This window comes from Aestuariimicrobium soli (assembly GCF_051192575.1).
Lineage (GTDB): Bacteria > Actinomycetota > Actinomycetes > Propionibacteriales > Propionibacteriaceae > Aestuariimicrobium > Aestuariimicrobium soli.
The window spans coordinates 204,360-224,198 of sequence record NZ_JBPJSQ010000001.1; the positions used below are offsets into that span (position 1 = coordinate 204,360).

A 19,839-nucleotide genomic window follows, 5' to 3' on the forward strand; every position below is an offset into this window, starting at 1 on the left:
TCACCTCGGCGTGATCCCTTCGAGGACACCCTTCCTCGTCCCGCCCCGCAGGCCACCTGCCTGCGGGGCGGGACCCAGCCCCGCCACCCCCTCGCACTTCAGGAGTGCACCTGAATGGTCAAGTACATCCTCCAGCGCCTCATTCTGTCGCTGGTCATCATCTACATCGTCGTCTCGCTGTCGTTCTTCATGATCCGGCTGATGCCGGGCAACCCGATGGCTGCCCTCGAGTCCCAACTGCGCATGCAGGGTGGTCTGACCGAGGTCGAGATCCAGAACCGCATCAACGCCATCTACGGCCTGCAGACCGATGCCCCCGTCGGCACCCAGTACCTGCAGTACCTGGGCAACGTGGCCCGCGGTGACCTGGGTCGTCCCCTCACCAATCCGGGAACGACCGTGGTCGCCATCATCGCCGAGGCCCTGCCCTGGACCCTGCTGATCGTCGGTGTCTCGCTGCTGATCAGCTTCATCATCGGCTGTGCGGTGGGTCAGGCCATGGCCGCCCGTCAGAGCAGCATCGGTGCGCGCATCATGACCTTCGTCGTCAGCTTCCTGAGCGCGGTGCCCAGCTACCTGATCGCCATCCTGTTGCTCTACACGCTCACCGGCATCTGGCGGGTCTTTCCCACCGGTGGTGCCTATTCGGTCGACGTGACACCCGGGCCCAACCCCGACTACATGATCAGCGTGTTGCACCACGCCGCCCTCCCGATCCTGGCCTACGTGATCACCTCGTTCGGTGGTTGGGCGCTGGGCATGAAGGGGTCGGCGGTGTCGGTGCTCGGTGCCGAGTACGTGCGCGCCGCAGAGTCGCGCGGCCTGTCCGACCGGGTGATCACCCGGTCCTACATCGGGCGCAACTCGATGTTGCCGATGATCACCCAGCTGGCCCTGTCGATCGGCTTCATGTTCGGCGGCTCGGTCTTCATCGAGACCTACTTCCAGTACCCGGGCATCGGCTACTACATGATCCAGTCGGTCAACCAGCGTGACTACTCGCTGATGATGGGCACGTTCCTGCTGATCACCGTGACCGTGGTCGTCACCAACTTCCTGGTCGACCTGCTCTACCCGCTGATTGATCCCCGTATCGCCCGTCCGGGTGCGCGCAAGCGCCGCGACGACGGCGCGGACGATCCGACCACCGACCCGACCACCGAAGTCATTCCGGCAGGAGGCTCCGTCGCATGAGCTGGTTCTCTGATCTGTGGCGCATCCTGCGTCACGACGTGGCCGCCCTGATCGGCGGCGTCATCGTGCTGATCTACATCCTGGTGGCCATCTTCGGGCCGATGTTCGTCACCTTGGACGACGAGCAGGACCCGACGCGCGCCTATCTGCCCCCGTCGGCCGAGCACTGGCTGGGCACCGACGCACTCGGGCAGGGCGTCTTCGAGCAGATCATCATCGGCACCCGGCCGATCATGATCGTCGGCGTGCTGGCGGCGGTCGTGACCGTGGCGATCGGCGTCATCGTCGGCCTCTGGTCGGGCTATGTCGGCGGCCTCACCGACCAGATCATCATGCGGGTCACCGACGTCTTCCTGACGATCCCCGGTCTGCCGCTGATCATCGTGCTGTCGGCCGTGATCCGCACCACCAACCCGTTCGTGCTGGCCTGTGTGCTCTCGATCACGGCGTGGGCGGGCCTGGCCCGAGCGATTCGTTCTCAGGCGCTCAGCCTGAGATCGTCCGACTTCGTCGAAGCGGCCAAGCTGCAGGGCGTCTCGTTGGGCAACATGATCGGGCGGCAGCTGCTGCCGAACGTCGGCCCCTACGTGGCGATCCACTTCCTGCTGGCCATCACCGGCGCCATCTACGCCCAGGTCGGTCTGTTCATGCTCGGCATCGCGCCGATCAGCGGAACCAACTGGGGCATCATGATCAACCTGGCCATGGCCCAGGGCGCCCTGTACACCACCGACAGTGTCTTCTACCTGCTCTCGCCGATGGCCGCCATCGTCATCCTGCAGGTCGCGTTCGTCTTCTTCTCGCGCGCGCTCGACACCGTCTTCAACCCGAGGCTGCGTGTTCAATGACCACCACCATTCACAAGCCCGGCCGCGCTGAAGCGGCCACCACCGACGCGCTGTTGCGGGTCGACGACCTGACGGTGCAGTTCGGACGAGGCGACGGCCACGTCAAGGCCGTGGAAGAGGTCAGTCTGACCCTCGAGCGCGGCGAGTTGTGCGCGCTGGTGGGGGAGTCGGGCTGCGGCAAGTCCACCCTCGCCTACGCACTGATGGGCATCGTGCCCCCGCCCGGTGAGGTGGTGCGGGGAACGATCCAGTTCCAGGGACAGCCGATCACCTCGATGTCGAGGAACCAGCTCAACCGGTTGCGCGGTGCCGAGATGTCGATGGTCTTCCAGGGCGCCATGAACGCGTTCAACCCGGTGCTCACCATCGGTGCCCAGGTCGACCACATCCTCGAGGCACATCCCGAGGTGTTCGCGACCAAGCAGGCCGGGCGCGACTACTTCCGGGAACTGCTGAGCCTCGTGCAGCTGCAGCCCGATCGCATCTGGAAGTCGTTCGAGAGCCAGCTGTCGGGCGGCATGAAGCAACGCGTCGCCATCGCGGTCGCGTTGTTGCTGAAGCCGTCGCTGCTGATTCTCGACGAGCCCACCACGGCGCTCGACGTGCTCAACCAGCGCATGGTGATCGAGATCCTCAAAGACCTGCACCGCGATCTCGGCCTGACGATCATCTTCGTGACCCACGACCTCGCCGTGGTGGCCGAGCTCGCCACCAAGGTGGCCGTCATGTACGCCGGCCGACTGGTCGAGGTGGGCGAGGTGGAGTCGATCTTCGCCGGGGAGTTCCGCCACCCCTACGTGCAGGCGCTGATCGGGGCGATCCCGAGCGTGCTCGAGGCGGGGTTGACCGTGAAGCCGATCGGTGGCCAGGTGCCCAACCTGGCGAAGCTGCCGCCCGGGTGCCGGTTCGCCCCGCGCTGTGCCCTTGCCGAGGACCACTGCCGCGAGGTCGAGCCGACGCTGACGGTGCGCGGTGACCACGCGGTCGCCTGCCACGTGGTCAGCCGCGAGACCGCCACCAGCCACCACACGACCCAGGAGGGCCAGTGAGCAACCTCACCGTCTCCGACATCACCCACTCCTACCCGACCAGCCCCCGCCCGGTGTTGACCGATGTCAACCTCGAGATCGGCGAGGGCGAGATGGTTGCCATCGTCGGCGAGTCGGGCTGCGGCAAGACCACCCTCGGTCGCCTGATCTCGGGTCTGTACAAGCCCAGCGAGGGCACGGTCGCGTTCGACGGCACCGACATCTGGTCGTTGAAGGGGCGCGAGCACCGGCAGTGGCGTCGGCGGGTGCAGATGGTGCACCAGGACCCGTACGGCTCGCTGAACCCTGGGCTCACGCTCGCGGGGACGCTCGCCCCGGGCCTGCTCGGGCACAAGCTGGCCACCCACCGCACGGTGCAGAAGGTGATGATCGACCTGCTGCAGCAGGTGGGCCTCGACGCGACGCCCGCCTTCCTGAACCGGTACCCCCACCAACTGTCGGGCGGCCAGCGGCAGCGGGTCTCGATCGCCCGCGCCATCGGCCTCGAACCTGACCTGATCGTCGCCGACGAGGTCACCAGCATGCTCGACGTGTCGATGCGAGTGGCGATCCTCGACCTGCTGATCAAGTTCCGCAAGGAGCGGGGTCTCGGGTACGCGTTCATCAGCCACGACTTCGGCGTGGTGCGCTACTTCGCCCGTGGTGGGCGGATCGCCGTGATGTTCTTCGGTCGCATCGTCGAGGAGGGGCCCGTCGACGAGGTGATCATCTCGCCGGCCCACCCGTACACGCGCATGCTGCTGGAGTCGATCCCGATTCCCGATCCCGTGCTCGCCAAGGAGCGCGACACCACCAAGGCCGAGCGGCTGATCGGCACACCGGCCCACCAGGGGTGCGTGTTCGCCAACCGGTGCCCGATGGTGCAGGCCGAGTGCCGCACGGCGCAGCCGCCGCTGAAGGCGACCCCGGGGTCGTCCGGTGACCGGCCGCGCCGCAGCGCGTGCCTGTTCCCCGAGCGGGTCGAACCGCTCACCCACGTGCAGAAGGAACAGGAGGGCAAGCATGTCGCACTCGTCGGTGGCGGCGCGGGGGATGATCGCGCTGGGGATCGGCTTCCTGGTGCTGTCGCTGGTGATCAGACCGGCGATCCGCACGCCGCAGAGCAGGTGGGCTGACACGGGGGCCATCATCGTCTCGGTGCTGATGATCATCGCCGGGACGGTGGTGGCCGTGCGGGAGGCACGTCGCGACCGGGATGCGCACGACGGATCGACTCGAAACTGATCGGCCATTAAGTTTGGTTCGATCGGGCCATCGCCCTGTTCGTGGCGCTGCTGGGCATCATGCAGAATCTGGGCATCATGGTGGTCACCTGGCTGGCCAGCCTGCTGTCGGAGTCGATGCTGGCGCTGTTCCTGTGCCGGCCCTGATCGGCCTGGTCGGCATGGTGGCCTACGCCCTCGCCCTGCCCGATCCCGTGCTGCTGAGGAATCGCCACCCGTTCGACCTGAAGACCTTCCTCGGTACCTTCTGGACGAACCCGATCCGCTTCCCCGACTTCGGGCTGGCGTGGTGGGGGCGGCTCTTCATCACCTTCGGGTCGTTCATGTTCACCACCTTCCGGTTGCAGTACATGACCCAGCACCTGGGGCTCACCGAGCACGCCGCCGCCGCCGCGGTGGCCACCGGTGTGACCATCTACACGGTGGTGCTGATGGCCGCCAGCTACGTCTCGGGCTGACTGTCGGACCGCACGGGCCGGCGCAAGTTCCTGGTGGTGGCCTCGACGGCACTGTTCGCGGTGGGGATGGTGAGCCTGTTCTTCGCCGACAGTGTCGCCCACTTCTACATCGCCGAGGTCATCATGGGTCTCGCCTTCAACATGGCCAACGCCCTGCCGCAGTCGTTGGCACCCGCCCTCGGCGGCTGGCTGGTCGCCTCGGCGGGGCACGGCACCCAGTTCCTTCCGCTGCTCCTGGTGGCCGGGATCGTCACCCTGCTCGGTGCATTGGTGATCATTCCCATCAAGAAGGTGAAGTAGCGAAAGACGTTTCCGCCCCCGCGGGCGAATCGGGCAGAATGGCTCACGGTTCGTCCACGGGGGCGGGCCTTCGTCCACCGAAAGGCACAGTGGTGTCCATCTCGTTCAGCGTCCAACGTTCAGGCCAGACCAGCCAGGAGACGCGCGAGACCACGACCACCGGGATCGACCTGTTCGGCGACGACCGCACCGTCGTCGCCATGCGGGTCAACGGTGAGACCCTCGACCTGCAGCGTGAGCTGGCCGACGGTGACGTCGTGGAGCCCGTCGAGATCACCTCGGACGAGGGCCTGTCGATCCTGCGGCACTCGGCCGCCCACGTCACCGCCCAAGCGCTGCAGCTGCTGCGCGCCGACGCCAAGCTCGGTATCGGCCCGCCCATCGTCGACGGCTTCTACTACGACTTCCAGACCGAGCCCGTCACCCCCGACGACCTCAGGGAACTGCAGAAGCTGATGGGGCGCATCGTCAAGGAGCGGCAGCGGTTCGTCCGTCGCGTCGTTTCGGACGAACAGGCGCGGGCCGAGTTGGCCGACGAGCCGTTCAAGCTCGAGCTGATCGGTCTGAAGGGCAACTCGTCCGACGACGACGGCTCCTCGGTCGAGGTGGGGGCGGGCGAGCTGACCATCTACGACAACGTGCGCCGCACCGGCGAGGTCGCTTGGAAGGACCTCTGCCGTGGCCCTCACGTGCCGCACACCGGCTACCTGCAGGCGGTCGCGCTCACCCGCTCGTCTGCCGCGTACTGGCGGGGCGATCAGGCGAACGCTTCGCTGCAGCGCGTCTACGGCACCGCCTGGGCGACCAAGGAGGATCTGCAGGCGCACCAGCACCGCCTCGAGGAGGCCGCCAAGCGCGACCACCGCAAGCTGGGTGCCGAGCTCGACCTGTTCAGCTTCCCCGAGGAGCTGGGCTCGGGCCTGCCCGTCTTCCACCCGCGCGGTGGCGTCATCAAGCGCGAGATGGAGGACTACGTGCGCCAGGCCCACCTGGACCACGGCTTCCTCTACGTGGGCACTCCGCACATCTCGAAGGAGGGGCTGTTCCACACCTCGGGTCACCTGCCGTACTACGGCGAAGGCATGTTCCCGGCGCTCGACGACGACGGTCAGCCCTACCGGCTGAAGGCGATGAACTGCCCGATGCACAACCTGATCTACCAGTCGCGGCAGCGTTCCTACCGCGAGCTACCGCTGAGGTTCTTCGAGTTTGGCACCGTCTACCGCAACGAGAAGTCGGGGGTCGTGCACGGCCTGACCCGCGTGCGCGCCCTCACCCAGGACGACTCGCACAGCTACTGCACCCCCGAGCAGGCACCCGACGAGGTGCGTCACCTGCTGGGCTTCGTGCTGAAGCTGCTGCGCGACTTCGGGCTCGACGAGTACTACCTGGAGATCTCGACCCGCGACGAGGACGGCAAGAAGAAGGACAAGTTCATCGGCTCCGACGAGCAGTGGGCCGACGCCACGGCCCTGCTGCAGCGGATCGCGGACGAGTTCGGCGCCGAGCACGGCATCGCCGTGGTGCCCGACCCGGGCGGTGCGGCCTTCTACGGGCCCAAGATCTCGGTGCAGGCCAAGGACGCCATCGGCCGCACCTGGCAGATGTCGACGGTGCAGTACGACTTCTCGCAGCCGCAGGGGTTCGGGCTGACCTACACCGCCACCGACGGCAGCCACCAGCAGCCGGTGATGATCCACTCGGCCAAGTTCGGTTCGATCGAGCGGTTCATCGGTGTGCTGGTCGAGCACTACGCGGGCGCGTTCCCGGCGTGGTTGTCGCCGGTGCAGGTCGCGGGCATTCCGGTGGCGGGGGAGTTCAACGACCACCTGTTCGCGGTGGCCGACCGGCTGCGGGCCGTCGGTGTGCGCGTCGAGGTCGACGATTCCGACGACCGCTTCCCCAAGAAGATCCGCAACGCCCAGAAGCAGAAGTCACCGTTCATGCTGATCGCCGGCGGTGAGGATCGCGACGCTGGCGCCGTCAGCTTCCGGTACCGCGACGGCTCGCAGCGCAATGGTGTGCCGGTCGAGCAGGCCGTGACCGAGATCGCGGAGTGGGTGCGCAGTCGCCGCAACGACTCGCCGACGGCCGCGAGCTTCGGCGAGGCCTGAGCGGTGAGTGGCGAGACCGACGCGATCGAGTTCGCGGGGGTCCCGGACGCGTTCCAGCGCCTGTGGTCCCCCTACCGGATGGCCTACATCCAGGGTGAGAACAAGCCGGCGGACGACTCGTCCGGCGCCTGCCCGTTCTGCCGCATCCCCGACGAGTCCGACGAGGACGGGCTGGTCGTGCGCCGTGGCGAGCTCTGCTACGTGGTGATGAACCTCTACCCGTACAACTCCGGGCACCTGCTGGTCTGCCCCTACCGGCACCTGTCCGACCTGACGGAGCTCACGGCCGCCGAGGCCGCCGAGCTGACGCTGTTGAGTCAGGAGGCAATGACCACCCTGCGCGCCGTGAGTCACCCCGCCGGGTTCAACCTGGGGCTCAACCAGGGCGAGGTGGCCGGCGCCGGCATCGCCGCCCACCTGCACCAGCACGTGGTGCCGCGCTGGCAGGGCGATGCGAACTTCCTGCCGATCATCGGACGAAGCCGGGCCCTGCCCCAGCTGCTCGGTGATGCCCGACAGCAACTGGCCGACGGCTGGGTGACGACGGGAGGCAACCGCTGATGTTGGAGCGATTCCGCCGCTACTGGTCGATGGCGATGACGCCTCCCGCCAAGCTGTTCATCCGGCTGGGCATCAGCCCCGACGCCATCACCTGGGCCGGCACGGTGCTCACCGTCGCGATCGCCATCACCTGTTTCAGCCAGGGGTGGCTGTGGCAGGGGGCGATCGCCCTGGGCGTCTTCATCCTCTCCGACGGTGTCGACGGCGAGATGGCCCGCCGCACCGGCCGCACCTCGACCTGGGGGGCATTCCTCGACTCGTCCCTCGACCGAATCGGCGACGGAGCCGTGTTCGGCGGCATCCTGCTCTACTACGCCGGCCCCGGCGACTCGGTGGTGTGGGCGGGGGTGGCCCTCGGCGCGCTGGTGATGGGTCAGGTGACCAGCTACGTCAAGGCCCGCGGCGAGTCGCTGTCCTACCGGGTCGTCGGCGGGCTGGCCGCGCGGGCCGATCGCATTCTCGCCCTACTGCTCGGCGCCCTGCTGGCCGGGTTCGGGCTGTGGTGGGCGTTGCCCGTGGCCCTGTGCTGGCTGTTCGTCGCCAGCACCATCACCGTCGGCCAGCGCATGGCCCAGGTGCATCGGCAGGCCACGGCCGGCGACCGCGAGAACGCGGCGTGAAGCGGGTTCCCGGCGACCTGCGCGACCAGCTTGTCGCCGGGTCGTTGCAGGCTGCCGGGCGGGTACCCTGGCCGGTCTGGCGACCCATGGCCGGCGTGGCGGCGGGGGTGCTGGCGGCTCGTCCCAACGACGCCGTGCGCCAGTGGCAGGCCAATGTCGCGGCCCTCACCGGCGCGGTGCCCGACCGGGCGCTGACGGCGCGGGCCCTGTCGAGCTGGGCCCGCAACACCGTCACCTCGCTGCAGTTGGGCCGACTGTCGGCGCGGCAGATCGTCGACCGGATCGTGATGGACCCCGAACAGGAGCACCGATTGCGCTCGACGGCGGCCACCCGCGGGGTGGTGCTGGCCCTGCCGCACATGGGCTCCTGGGATCTGGCCGGCGCGTGGGCCTGCGCCGTCGGCATGCCGGTGGCGACCGTCGCCGAAGAGCTCGGACGACGCGAGTTCGCCCTGTTCGTGCGCGAACGTGAGCGCCTCGGGTTCACCGTGTACGGACACCGCGACCCGACCGTCACCGAGAAGCTGGTGGCCGACTCGCGGGCGAACAAGCTCATCTGTCTGCTCGTCGACCGCAACTTCAGCCGCGGAGGCGCCCCGGTGCTCTGGCCGGGGCCTGAACCGGTGCCCTCGCGGATGCCGGTGGGGCCGGCCCACGTGGCCTGCGAGTCGGGTGCCCTGCTGATGGGGCTGTCATCGTCGTTCGAGGGTGACCGGCTGCGCCTGCAGCTCTCCGACCCCATCGAGCCCGATCCGGCGGCGCCGAACCGCATGCGCCGCTACCAGGCGATGATGCAGCAGGTCTGTGACTTCTTCGCCGACCGCGTCGTCGAGCGCCCCGAGGACTGGCACATGCTGCAGCCGGTGTTCACCCCGTGAGGACAGCGGTGGGGAGGACAGTGGTGGGGAGGCCAGCGGTGGGGAGGCCGGCGGCATGAGGGTGGCCATGATCTGCCCCTACTCGTTCACCGAGCCCGGGGGAGTGCAGAATCACGTGCTCGGCCTGGGCGGGTGGATGTCGACGCACGGCCACGAGGTCGCCATCCTCGGCCCCGGCGCCGCCGATCCGGCCCGGCTGGCGGCGCACGGGCTCTCGTCCGGGCAACTGACCAGTCTGGGCCGCTCGCTGCCGGTGCCCTACAACGGGTCGGTGGCGCGCATCACCTTCGGCCCGCGCACCCACCGGCGCGTCGGGGCGTGGCTGCGGCGGGTGCGTCCCGACGTCATTCACGTGCACGAACCGATCACGCCGTCGGCGTCGGTGCACGCGCTGTGGCAGGCCAACGCCCCCGTGGTGGCCACCTTCCACACGGCCACCCCGGGTTCGCGGACGATGCGCCTGGCGGGTCGAACGATGGCGGGCACCATCGCCGCGATCGACGCCGGGATCGCGGTCTCCGCGGTGGCCCGCGAGGTCGCCCGGCAGCACATCGGCGTCGAGGCGCAGGTGATCGGCAACGGCATCACCCTGGCCGATCACCCCGAGCGCACCGGTGGGCAGGGCTGGCGGGGCGGTGACCGGGCACGGATCACGTTCATCGGCCGCTACGACGAGCCGCGCAAGGGATTCGCCGTCTTCACCCGAGCCATCGAGCTCGTCCGTCGACGCCATCCGCTGGTCGACGTGGTGGTCGCCGGCTCGGGGAGTCGACGCAGCGTGCCGGGAGTGCGGTTCGTGGGGCGGCTGAGCGACCACGAGCGCAACCAGCTGCTGGCCACCTCGGATGTGTACGTGGCCCCCCACACGGGTCGCGAGTCGTTCGGCATCGTGCTGCTGGAGGCGCTGGCTTCGGGCACCCCGGTGGTCGCCAGCTCGCTGCCGGCCTTCCGGGAGGTGCTCGAGGGCGGCGAGGGTCCCCTGGGTCGCGTCGTCGAGGTGGGCGATCCGCAGGCCCTGGCCACCGGGATCCTGGCCAGCCTCGGCGACCTCGACCATGACCCCGGCCCGGGTCGGGCGAGGGCCGAGGAGTTCGACTGGTCGCGGATCGCGCCGCGGATCGAGCGAGTCTTCCACTCCGTACTGTCGGGTTAGCATGGCCGGGTGGCCAGCTACGACACCGACCGGGTACTGACGCTGCCCAATCTGTTGTCGCTGCTGCGCCTGCTCGGCGTGCCCGTGTTCGTCTGGTTGGTGCTCGGCCACCACGACGTGGCCGCCGTGGTGCTGTTGGCGCTGGCCGGGGCCAGCGACTGGCTCGACGGGCATCTGGCCAGACGCTGGCACCAGACCTCGCGCGTGGGGCAAATGCTCGACCCGGTGGCCGACCGGTTGTCGATCGTGGCGGTGGTGACCGTGCTGGCCGTGCGAGACATCGTGCCGTGGTGGTTGGTGGTGGCGCTGGTGGCCCGCGACCTGGTGCTGCTCGCTCTGGTGCCCGTGCTGCGGCGGCGCGGCTGGACGTCGCTGCCGGTGCACCTGATGGGCAAGTTGGGCACGTTCTGTCTGTTGTACGCCTTCCCCCTGGTGCTGCTCGGGCAGGGCGACTTCCCCGGCGCCACGCTGGTGCTGGTGATCGGCTGGGCCTTCGCCATCTGGGGCGTGGGTCTGTACTGGTGGGCCGGCCTGGTCTACGTGCTGCAGACGCGGCGACTGATGGGAGCGACGAGATGAGCGAACCGGGCCGCTGGCGCCGCCCCGACGCCAGCATGAGTCTGCTCACCGATCTGGTGGGCACCGCCCTCGAGCCCGCCTACCGCACGGCGGCGGATCGTCCGGTGACCGCGTCGACCCGGCGGACGAGGCGCGCCTGGCTGGTCGTGGCCCTCGTGCTGGCCGGGGGACTGTTCGGCACGGCCGCCTTTCAGACCACCCAGCAGGCACCCGAGATGGCCAAGGAGCGGGCGACACTGATCGCCCAGATCCATCAGGCCCAGCAGGAGAACGAGACGCTCACGGGCACCCTGCAGCAGGTGCAGGGTGAAGTCGGACGACTCCAGGCCGCCCAACTCGGCTCGGGTTCGAGCGTGCAGGCCGACGTCGATCGGCTGGGCCTGCTCACCGGGGCCAGCCCCGTCACGGGGCCGGGCATCGTGGTCACCGTCGACGACGCCGGCGGACTCTCGGGCACCGTCGACCCGCAGTCGATCGTGGTCGACACCGACCTGCGACGCCTGGTCAACTCCCTGTGGGAGGCGGGTGCCGAGGCGATCGCCATCAACGGCCACCGCATCTCGACCCGCACGGCCATCAGGGGAGCGGGCACCGCCATCACGGTCGACTACGTCTCGCTGAACCGGCCCTACCGGGTCGAGGTGATCGGCGACCCCAAGACGATGCCCGCTCGGTTCAGCGGCACCACCGGCGGGCAGTTGTGGGACCTGCTGAAGCAGAACTACGGCATGCGTTACGAGATCACCACGGCCGACCGACTGGCCCTGCCGGCCGACCCGGGGCTCGGATTGCGCACCGCTAGGGTGGGGCCATGATCGCGATCTTGGGACTGGTGCTCGGCATCGTGCTGGGGCTCGTGCTCGAGCCGACCCTGCCGACCGCACTGGCGCCGTACCTGCCCATCATGATCGTGGCCGCCCTCGACGCCGTCTTCGGGGCGCTGCGGGCCTACCTGGAGCGGGTCTTCTCCGACCGGGTGTTCGTGGTCTCGTTCTTCTCGAACGTGCTGATCTCGGCGCTGATCGTCTTCCTGGGCGACCAGATCGGGGTCGGCTCGCAACTGGCCACCGGGGTGATCGTCGTGCTCGGCATTCGCATCTTCACCAACGCCGCCGCCATTCGGAGGGCCCTGCTGCATGCCTGACGACCAGCCCACGCCCCGCACCGCCCGGCAGTTGCTCGGCGACCTGCTGCGGCCCTCTCGCGCCCAGACGTTCATGGCCGCGGTGCTGTGCGTGCTCGCCATGGCCACGATCTGGCAGGTGCGGGCGCGCTCGGGTGACGACACCTATTCGGGCATGCGTCGCGCCGACCTGGTGCAGATCCTCGACCAGTTGAACACCAACGCCACCAAGCTGCGTTCCGACATCCAGGCGCAGGAGGCCGCCAAGCGGGAACTGCAGACCGGCGTCGACTCGCAGAAGGTTGCTGAGCAGAAGGCCACCGCCCGGCTCAAGGAACTGCAGGTGCTGGCCGGCACCGTCTCGGCCACCGGGCCCGGCATCGTGATCACGGTGGACGACCCCGGGGGGAAGGTTACCGGTGAACTGCTGCTCGACGCCGTCGAGGAGATGCGCGACGCCGGCGCCGAGGCGATCGACGTGAACGGGGTGCGCGTGGTCGCCCAGACCTGGTTCGGGGGCAGCGCCGGTGCGGTCACCGTCAACGGGGTTCCGCTGAAGGCGCCCTACACCCTCACCGTCATCGGTGAGGCGCACGCCCTCGAGGAGGGGGCTCGCTTCCGCGGGGGGCTGGTCTCGCAGGCGCAGGCGCCTCAGGTGGGTGCCCGGGTCTCGATCACCCGATCCGACCAGTTGACCATCACGTCGCTGCACCAGCCCAAGCAGCCCCAGTTCGCCGAGCCGAGCCGCTGACACGGCCGACGATTTTTCACTAGGGTGTGCGCGAGGGGCAGGACCCGCCTGCCCGTCGACGCGACCGAGGAGCTCCAGTGTCCCGCTTTCCCGAAGACCTGAGGTACAGCCGCGAGCACGAGTGGGTGCGCGAGGGCAACGGTCGCAGCGTGCGCATCGGCATCACCGACTTCGCCGCCGAGGCCCTGGGTGACATCGTCTACGTCTCGCTGCCGACGGTCGGCGAAGAGGTCGTCGCCGGCGATTCGTGCGGTGAGTTGGAGTCGACCAAGAGCGTCTCCGACCTGTTCGCGCCCGTGTCGGGCGTGGTCACCGCCGTGAACGACGCCCTCGCGGAGGCGCCCGAAGCCGTCAACTCCGATCCCTTCGGCGACGGCTGGTTGTTCGAGGTCGAACTCGGCGACGGCGATGACGACGACGACCTGCTGGACTCCGACGAGTACGCCACCCACGTGGGTGAGTGACCCGACCCCCGAAGGAGAGTGTCAGTCATGATGCAATGCCCCCAGTGCGGACGAGACGTCGAGGTCAGCGCCAACTTCTGCCCCAACTGCGGCGCGAAGTTGGCCACCGGTCAGTCGTCCGAGGCCACGCACACGATTCCTGCCGTCACCGATGAGCGGCAGAACCAGACCCACGAGTTCCCCACCGAGGTGCGCAACGCCATCCGCGACCTGCCCTCGGGCAGCGCCCTGCTGGTGGTGGAGCAGGGCCCCGACGAGGGTGCCCGATTCCTGCTCGACACCGACCAGACCTCTGCCGGGCGGCACACCGATTCGGGGATCTTCCTGGACGACGTCACCGTCTCGCGCCACCACGCCATGTTCGTGCGGGCGGGGAAGGGTTTCACCGTGCAGGACATGAGTAGCCTGAACGGCACCTACGTCAACCGCACCCTGGTCGAGGGCCCCACCGACCTGCGCACCGGTGACGAGGTGCAGATCGGGAAGTACCGGATGATCTACTGCGCTCCCGAGGTGAGCGAGACCGGTCGGAACTGATGCCCCAACCCGTGCGCAGCATTGGACAGGTGCTGGCGATCCTCAAGGCCGAGTTCCCGGACGTGTCCATCTCGAAGATCCGCTTCCTCGAGGCGGAGGGGCTGCTCTCGCCCGAGCGTGCGCCGTCGGGGTACCGCCGTTACGCGCAGGTCGACATCGATCGGCTGACCTACATCCTGCGCGTGCAGCGGGACCACTACCTGCCGTTGAAGGTCATCAAGGACCACCTCGAGCAGATGGACAACGGCGGCGAACCGCCCAGCCTCGACGCACCGCCGCCTGCCCAGGTGGTGCCGCAGGAGGTCATGCCCGAGCCGCGTCCCCTGCCCGCGGGGCAGCGGCCCAACCGTCGTCCGATTCGCCTGTCGCGGCGTGAACTGCTGGCCGCGAGCGGCCTCAGCGAGGCGGTACTGGTCGAGCTGGAGCGCATGCAGTTGGTCTTCCCACGGCGCGGTGGGGGCTACTACGGGCGCGAGGCCCTGACCATCTGCGTGGTCGCCCGCAAGCTGCGCCAGTACGGGCTGGACTCGCGCCATCTGCGGGTGATCAAGCAGGCGGCGGAACGGGAGGCCGGGCTGGTCGAACAGGCCGCGGCGCCGTTCGTCCGCAAGAAGGACGGTGCCCAGGAGGCCGCCGCCGAGGTCACCCAACTGGTGATCCACGCCCACGCCGCGATGATGCACTCACTCATCGATCGGTAGGCTGGCGGCATGCATGAACTCGACATCCTGGGGGTTCGCCTCGACCTGCCGTCCCGCCCGATGTTGTTGTTGCGCGAGTCCGGGGGGCAGCGGTGCCTGCCGATCTGGATCGGAGCCGCCGAGGCCTCGGCCATCGCCTCGGCGATGGAGGGACTGGTTCCGCCGCGACCGCTGACCCATGACCTGTTCGCCGAGGTGCTCTCCGAACTCGGCCACACCGAGATCGCGGGGCGGATCACGGGCATGACCGATGGCACCTTCCTGGGTGAACTCGAGATCGACGGGCACGTCATCTCGGCGCGACCCTCCGACGTCGTCGCGCTCGCCATCCGAGCTGGCATCGTGGTCACCTGCACCAGTGAGCTGCTCGACCAGGTGGGCGTCGTGCTCGAGTCCGAGGGCGACGACGAGGTGGAGAAGTTTCGCGAGTTCCTCGACAACGTCACCCCCGACGACTTCGAACCCTGAGCCCTCGACCTGCAGCCCTGAACCGGTACTTGACGGTTCACGCGTGGCCACCGGCACCCGGCGTGTCGGAATCGGGGGCGCCCCAGCACCGCACCTAGGTTGGTTGCCACGACCCCAGCGCGGACGATCCGTGTGAGAATGGGCGAAGCGAATGAACGGAGCGGACGTGAACGACCAGGCTGAAGGTCTCGACCGCGTTGCCCTGCCCTCAGTCGACCTGAGTCAGGACGCCCTCTTCGAGGGGCAGTTCACGCCGCTGCCCGAGGATCTGGGGTTCCGTGGTCCGCTCGCCTCGGCGGCCGCCGGCATCACCTACCGCCAACTCGACTACTGGGCCCGCACCGGTCTGGTGGTGCCCGAGATCCGCGGTGCCGAGGGATCGGGCACCCAGCGTCTGTACTCCTTCCGCGACATCCTGCTGCTGAAGGTCATCAAGCGCCTGATCGACGCGGGCATCTCCCTGCAGCAGATCCGGGTCGCCATCGACCACCTGCGCGTCCGCGGGGTCAACGACCTCTCGCAGGTCACGCTGATGAGCGACGGCGTCTCGGTCTACGAGTGCACCTCCGACAACGAGATCATCGACCTGTTGGCGGGTGGTCAGGGCATGTTCGCGATCGCCCTGGGTGGTGTCTGGCGCGATCTCGAGGGCGCGCTGCTGGAGTTGCCGGGGGAGCGGTCGTCCGACCAGCCGGCCTCGGCAGACGACGAGTTGTCGCGCCGGCGCCGCCAGCGACGCGCGGGCTGAGGGGGCGCAGGTTCGGTACTGTGGCGGCAGCCGCACCGAACGACCTGCACCGCTGGAAAGTGAGCCTTCCTTGAGCTTTGCCGCCCGCCACATCGGCCCCCGTGACACCGACCTCGCACACCTGCTCGGGGTGGTCGGGGTCTCCTCCCTCGACTCGCTGGTGGACAAGGCGATGCCCCGCGCGATCGCGATGGCCGGTGACCTCGAGCTGCCCCCGGCCCTGTCGGAGCAGGAGCACCTCTCGCGGATGCGCGAGTTGGCCGCCCGCAACGTTCCGGGCCGGGCGATGATCGGCATGGGCTGGTACGGCACGGTGACCCCGACGGTGGTGCGGCGCAATGTGCTCGAGAATCCGGCCTGGTACACGGCCTACACGCCCTACCAGCCCGAGATCAGCCAGGGTCGGCTCGAGGCCTTGCTCACCTTCCAGACCATGGTCGCCGACCTGACGGGACTCGCGACCGCCGGTTCGAGCCTGTTGGACGAGGCCACCGCCGCGGCCGAGGCGATGGCCATGTGCCGGCGCCTGGTGAAGAAGGGGTCGGTCTTCCTGGTCGACGCCCAGGTGCTGCCGCAGACGCTGGCGGTGCTGCGCACCCGGGCCACACCGCTGGGGATCGACGTGGTGGTCGCCGGCGATGACCTCGTCGAGGCGCTGCACCAGCACGAGGCCTTCGGCGTGCTCGTGCAGGTGCCCGGGGTCGACGGGCATCTGCGCAGTGCCGACGACCTGCGCGCGATCGCGACGCTCGCCCATGAGAACGGTGCCCAGGTGGTGGCCGCCGCCGACCTACTGGCGCTGACCCTGGTGACCCCGCCGGGCGAGTGGGGGGCCGACATCGCCGTGGGATCGTCCCAGCGGTTCGGGGTGCCGTTGTTCTACGGCGGCCCCCACGCCGGCTACATCGCGGTGGCCGCGGGCCTGGAACGCAGCCTGCCCGGGCGACTCGTGGGTGTCTCGGTGGACGCCGACGGTGTGCCGGCCTACCGGTTGGCGCTGCAGACCCGCGAGCAGCACATTCGTCGCGAGAAGGCCACCTCGAACATCTGCACGGCGCAGGTGCTGCTGGCCGTCTGCGCCGCCATGTATGCCGTCTACCACGGCCCCGACGGGCTCCGGCGGATCGCCGCCACCGTGCACGACAACACCCGACGCCTCGCCGGAGCGTTGACGGCAGCCGGCCTGACCCTGGCCAGTGACCAGTTCTTCGACACCCTCACCGTGGCCGTGGACGATGCCGACGCCGTCGTGGCCGCCGCCCGCGAGCGGCTCGTGCACCTGCGCCGCGTCGACGCCACCCACGTGGGGATCAGTGTGGGGGAGGACGCGACCGAGGACGACCTGGCGGCGGTCGCCCAGGCGTTCGGTGCCGACTGGCGCGCAGCCACCGAACACGTGGGTGGTCTGGCCGGGCACGAGCGCACCAGCGAGTTCTGCACGCACGAGGTCTTCACCTCCCACCATTCCGAGACCCGCATGATGCGTTTCCTGCGCACGCTGGCCGACCGCGACTTCGCCCTCGACCGCGGCATGATCCCGCTGGGTTCGTGCACGATGAAGCTCAATGCGGCCGCCGAACTCGAGCCGATCAGCTACCCGGGCTTCGCCGATCTGCACCCCTACGTGCCGCTCGTCGACGCCGCCGGCTATGCGCAGTTGATCGCCGAGTTGGAGTCCTGGTTGGTGACCATCACCGGCTACGACCGAGTATCCCTGCAACCCAACGCCGGTTCGCAGGGCGAGTTCGCCGGGCTGGTGGCCATCCGCGAGTACCACCGCAGCCGCGGCGACGAGCAGCGCACCGTCTGCCTGATTCCCAGTTCGGCCCACGGCACCAATGCCGCGTCGGCCGCCATGGCCGGCATGCGGGTGGTCGTCGTCAAGGCCACCGATGACGGCTCCGTCGACCTGGACGACCTGCGCGCCAAGATCGACAAGCACGCCGCCGAGCTCGCGGCCATCATGGTGACCTACCCGTCGACCCACGGGGTCTTCGAGGACACGATCACCGAGCTGTGCGAGCTGGTGCATGCCGCCGGCGGCCAGGTCTACGTCGACGGGGCCAACATGAACGCGCTGGTGGGGTTGGCCCGACCGGGCCGGTTCGGGGCCGACGTCAGTCACCTGAACCTGCACAAGACGTTCGCCATCCCGCACGGCGGTGGCGGGCCCGGGGTCGGCCCGGTGGCGGTGCGCGAACACCTCGCGCCGTTCCTGCCCAACCACCCGGTCGTGGACGAGGCCGGGCCCGCGAGCTCGGCCGGCGCCGTGTCGGCGGCACCCTGGGGTTCGGCCGGCGTGCTGCCGATCAGCCACGGCTACATCGCGATGATGGGTGGCGACGGGCTGCGGCGGGCCACCCAGCTGGCGCTGCTCAATGCCAACTACGTGGCCGCGCGACTGCGGGAGCACTTCCCGGTGCTGTACGCCGGCGCCGACGGCCTGGTGGCGCACGAGTGCATCCTCGACCTGCGGGCGCTCACCAAGTCGTCCGGGGTGACGGTGGACGACGTCGCCAAGCGACTGATCGACCACGGTTTCCACGCGCCCACCATGAGTTTCCCGGTGGCCGGCACGTTGATGGTCGAACCGACCGAGTCGGAAGACCTGGCCGAACTCGACCGATTCTGCGATGCCATGATCGCGATCCGCGGCGAGATCGACCGCGTCGAGGCGGGGGAGTGGCCGGCCGACGACAACCCGCTGCGCAATGCGCCCCACACCTTGGCGGCGGTCACCGCCGACGAGTGGCACCACGCCTACAGTCGACGGCGCGCCGCCTATCCTTCCGGGCAGCACCGTGGGCCGATCGCCGGGCGGGGTCACGACAAGTACTGGCCGCCGGTGGCCCGGATCGACAACGTGCACGGCGACCGCAACCTGGTCTGCTCCTGCCCGCCCCCGGAGTACTTCGATGAAGAAACTGATTGAGCGCATCACCGCCCATCGGGTGGTGGCCCACCTGCTGCGCGCCAACACCCGCTACGGGAACCGCCTCGGCAACCAGTTCGCCGGCGCCATCACCTACTTCTCGGTGTTGGCGGCCGTGCCGGTGATGATGTTCGCCTTCTCGATGGTCGGCATGACGCTGACCGTGCTGCGCCCCGACTGGTTGGAGGTGGTGCGCCACGAGGTGGGCCGCCAGTTCTCGTCCGACCAGAAGGTCGTCGACCTGATCGACGAGTACCTCAAGAGTTGGCGCTCCGTCGGGCTGGTCGGTCTGCTGTCGCTGATGTATGCCGGTTCCGGGTGGGTCGGCAACCTGCGGGCGGCCATTCGCGCCCAGTGGCGACCCGAGTTCGAGAACGACGAGGAGAAGTCGAACATCGTCGTGACCACCCTGCGCAACGTCGGCATGTTGCTCGCGCTGCTGGTGGGGGTCGCGCTCACGTTCGGCCTCAGCCAGGCGGGCACCACCCTGTCGACCACCGTGGCCGGATGGATCGGCCTGGAGTCGTCGCTGCTCGGCCGGGTGCTGATGCGCATTCTCGCGCTGGCGCTGACGGTGGCCAGCGCCTGGCTGCTGTTCACGTTGGTCTACTGGCTGCTGCCGCGCGAGCCCGCGCCGTGGCCCGCCCGGGCCAAGGGGGCACTGATGGCGGCCGTGGCCTTCACCGCGCTGCAGCTGGGCGCCGGCGCCCTGATCGGGGTGTTCTCTCAGAACAAGGCCGCCGCCCTGTTCGGGCCGGTGATCATCCTGATGTTGTTCTTCAACCTGTTCGGGCGGCTGATCCTGCTGGTCGGTGCGTGGATCGCGACGTCGACCCAACCCGCGGTCGCTTTCCGATATTCCCCGGCGGACGAGCCGTTGCGCCACGATCCGCGCACCGACGTGGCACCGGGGCACTGGGAACTGGCCGATCGTGACCGGCGCGGGTTGGATCCGATCCCGGTGACCCTGCTCGCCGAGGCCAGCCGCGACGTCAATCCGACGCTGCAGCGGTTGCAGCAGCCCGAGCCCGTTGAACCCGTCGACGAACATCGCACCCTGCGCCGCGGGTTCGCCCTGGGCACCGGAGCCGGTGTCGGGCTCGGCATGCTCGTCGGCTGGCTCGGCAGGCGCCGCTGA

22 protein-coding genes are annotated in these 19,839 nt (G+C 69.1%); all 22 read left to right on the top strand.

What is annotated here, in order from left to right; translation table 11 throughout:
• Positions 1-114 precede the first annotated feature (114 nt).
• The 22 genes from ACSDQ9_RS00950 to ACSDQ9_RS01055 all read left to right on the top strand — a co-directional run bounded on the left by ACSDQ9_RS00950 (position 115) and on the right by ACSDQ9_RS01055 (position 19,839).
• Complete coding sequence (locus ACSDQ9_RS00950; RefSeq protein ID WP_435142641.1) at positions 115-1,194, top strand: ABC transporter permease; 1,080 nt, start codon at positions 115-117, stop codon at positions 1,192-1,194.
• Positions 1,191-2,042, top strand: coding sequence for an ABC transporter permease (locus tag ACSDQ9_RS00955; protein ID WP_435142643.1), 852 nt, complete (start codon positions 1,191-1,193; stop codon positions 2,040-2,042). The genes ACSDQ9_RS00950 and ACSDQ9_RS00955 overlap by 4 nt, the downstream gene beginning before the upstream one ends.
• The gene (locus tag ACSDQ9_RS00960; protein WP_435142645.1) at positions 2,039-3,091 is read left to right on the top strand and encodes an ABC transporter ATP-binding protein; all 1,053 of its coding nucleotides are present in this window, start codon (positions 2,039-2,041) and stop codon (positions 3,089-3,091) included. The genes ACSDQ9_RS00955 and ACSDQ9_RS00960 overlap by 4 nt, the downstream gene beginning before the upstream one ends.
• Positions 3,088-4,206, top strand: coding sequence for an ABC transporter ATP-binding protein (locus tag ACSDQ9_RS00965; protein ID WP_435142646.1), 1,119 nt, complete (start codon positions 3,088-3,090; stop codon positions 4,204-4,206). The genes ACSDQ9_RS00960 and ACSDQ9_RS00965 overlap by 4 nt, the downstream gene beginning before the upstream one ends.
• A 242-nt stretch (positions 4,207-4,448) precedes the next feature.
• Positions 4,449-4,772 (top strand): hypothetical protein, encoded by a 324-nt coding sequence (locus tag ACSDQ9_RS00970; protein WP_435142648.1) that lies wholly within the window; start codon positions 4,449-4,451, stop codon positions 4,770-4,772.
• A 36-nt stretch (positions 4,773-4,808) separates the two neighbouring features.
• Entirely contained in the window at positions 4,809-5,072 is a 264-nt protein-coding gene (locus ACSDQ9_RS00975; RefSeq protein ID WP_435142650.1) for a hypothetical protein, read from the top strand.
• A gap of 92 nt (positions 5,073-5,164) precedes the next feature.
• Entirely contained in the window at positions 5,165-7,186 is a 2,022-nt protein-coding gene (gene thrS, locus ACSDQ9_RS00980) for a threonine--tRNA ligase (RefSeq protein ID WP_435142652.1), read from the top strand.
• A 3-nt stretch (positions 7,187-7,189) separates the two neighbouring features.
• Complete coding sequence (locus ACSDQ9_RS00985) at positions 7,190-7,747, top strand: HIT family protein (protein ID WP_435142654.1); 558 nt, start codon at positions 7,190-7,192, stop codon at positions 7,745-7,747.
• Positions 7,747-8,367 (top strand): phosphatidylinositol phosphate synthase, encoded by a 621-nt coding sequence (pgsA, locus tag ACSDQ9_RS00990; protein ID WP_435142656.1) that lies wholly within the window; start codon positions 7,747-7,749, stop codon positions 8,365-8,367. The genes ACSDQ9_RS00985 and pgsA overlap by 1 nt, the downstream gene beginning before the upstream one ends.
• Complete coding sequence (locus ACSDQ9_RS00995; protein ID WP_435142658.1) at positions 8,364-9,245, top strand: LpxL/LpxP family acyltransferase; 882 nt, start codon at positions 8,364-8,366, stop codon at positions 9,243-9,245. Before pgsA ends, ACSDQ9_RS00995 begins: the two co-directional genes overlap by 4 nt.
• A gap of 55 nt (positions 9,246-9,300) precedes the next feature.
• Positions 9,301-10,398 carry a glycosyltransferase family 4 protein gene (locus ACSDQ9_RS01000; RefSeq protein WP_435142660.1) on the top strand — a complete coding sequence of 366 codons (1,098 nt, stop codon included), beginning with the start codon at positions 9,301-9,303 and terminating at the stop codon, positions 10,396-10,398.
• A gap of 9 nt (positions 10,399-10,407) precedes the next feature.
• Positions 10,408-10,977, top strand: a complete 570-nt coding sequence (locus tag ACSDQ9_RS01005) for a CDP-alcohol phosphatidyltransferase family protein (protein WP_435142662.1) — start codon at positions 10,408-10,410, stop codon at positions 10,975-10,977.
• Positions 10,974-11,792, top strand: a complete 819-nt coding sequence (locus tag ACSDQ9_RS01010) for a DUF881 domain-containing protein (RefSeq protein WP_435142664.1) — start codon at positions 10,974-10,976, stop codon at positions 11,790-11,792. Before ACSDQ9_RS01005 ends, ACSDQ9_RS01010 begins: the two co-directional genes overlap by 4 nt.
• The gene (locus ACSDQ9_RS01015; RefSeq protein ID WP_435142666.1) at positions 11,789-12,121 is read left to right on the top strand and encodes a small basic family protein; all 333 of its coding nucleotides are present in this window, start codon (positions 11,789-11,791) and stop codon (positions 12,119-12,121) included. The genes ACSDQ9_RS01010 and ACSDQ9_RS01015 overlap by 4 nt, the downstream gene beginning before the upstream one ends.
• Entirely contained in the window at positions 12,114-12,851 is a 738-nt protein-coding gene (locus ACSDQ9_RS01020) for a DUF881 domain-containing protein (RefSeq protein WP_435142668.1), read from the top strand. The genes ACSDQ9_RS01015 and ACSDQ9_RS01020 overlap by 8 nt, the downstream gene beginning before the upstream one ends.
• A 77-nt stretch (positions 12,852-12,928) precedes the next feature.
• Positions 12,929-13,315, top strand: coding sequence for a glycine cleavage system protein GcvH (gene gcvH / locus ACSDQ9_RS01025; RefSeq protein WP_435142670.1), 387 nt, complete (start codon positions 12,929-12,931; stop codon positions 13,313-13,315).
• Between the two features lie 27 nt (positions 13,316-13,342).
• Positions 13,343-13,852 (top strand): FHA domain-containing protein, encoded by a 510-nt coding sequence (locus ACSDQ9_RS01030; RefSeq protein WP_435142672.1) that lies wholly within the window; start codon positions 13,343-13,345, stop codon positions 13,850-13,852.
• Positions 13,852-14,553: a transcriptional regulator FtsR gene (ftsR, locus tag ACSDQ9_RS01035; protein WP_435142674.1), complete on the top strand. Its 702-nt coding sequence runs from the start codon at positions 13,852-13,854 to the stop codon at positions 14,551-14,553. Before ACSDQ9_RS01030 ends, ftsR begins: the two co-directional genes overlap by 1 nt.
• 9 nt (positions 14,554-14,562) lie before the next feature.
• Positions 14,563-15,021 (top strand): bifunctional nuclease family protein, encoded by a 459-nt coding sequence (locus ACSDQ9_RS01040; RefSeq protein ID WP_435142676.1) that lies wholly within the window; start codon positions 14,563-14,565, stop codon positions 15,019-15,021.
• 166 nt (positions 15,022-15,187) lie between these two features.
• Positions 15,188-15,769 carry a MerR family transcriptional regulator gene (locus tag ACSDQ9_RS01045; RefSeq protein ID WP_435142678.1) on the top strand — a complete coding sequence of 194 codons (582 nt, stop codon included), beginning with the start codon at positions 15,188-15,190 and terminating at the stop codon, positions 15,767-15,769.
• 70 nt (positions 15,770-15,839) lie between these two features.
• Entirely contained in the window at positions 15,840-18,701 is a 2,862-nt protein-coding gene (gcvP, locus tag ACSDQ9_RS01050) for an aminomethyl-transferring glycine dehydrogenase (protein ID WP_435142680.1), read from the top strand.
• Positions 18,685-19,839 (top strand): YhjD/YihY/BrkB family envelope integrity protein, encoded by a 1,155-nt coding sequence (locus ACSDQ9_RS01055; RefSeq protein WP_435142682.1) that lies wholly within the window; start codon positions 18,685-18,687, stop codon positions 19,837-19,839. The genes gcvP and ACSDQ9_RS01055 overlap by 17 nt, the downstream gene beginning before the upstream one ends.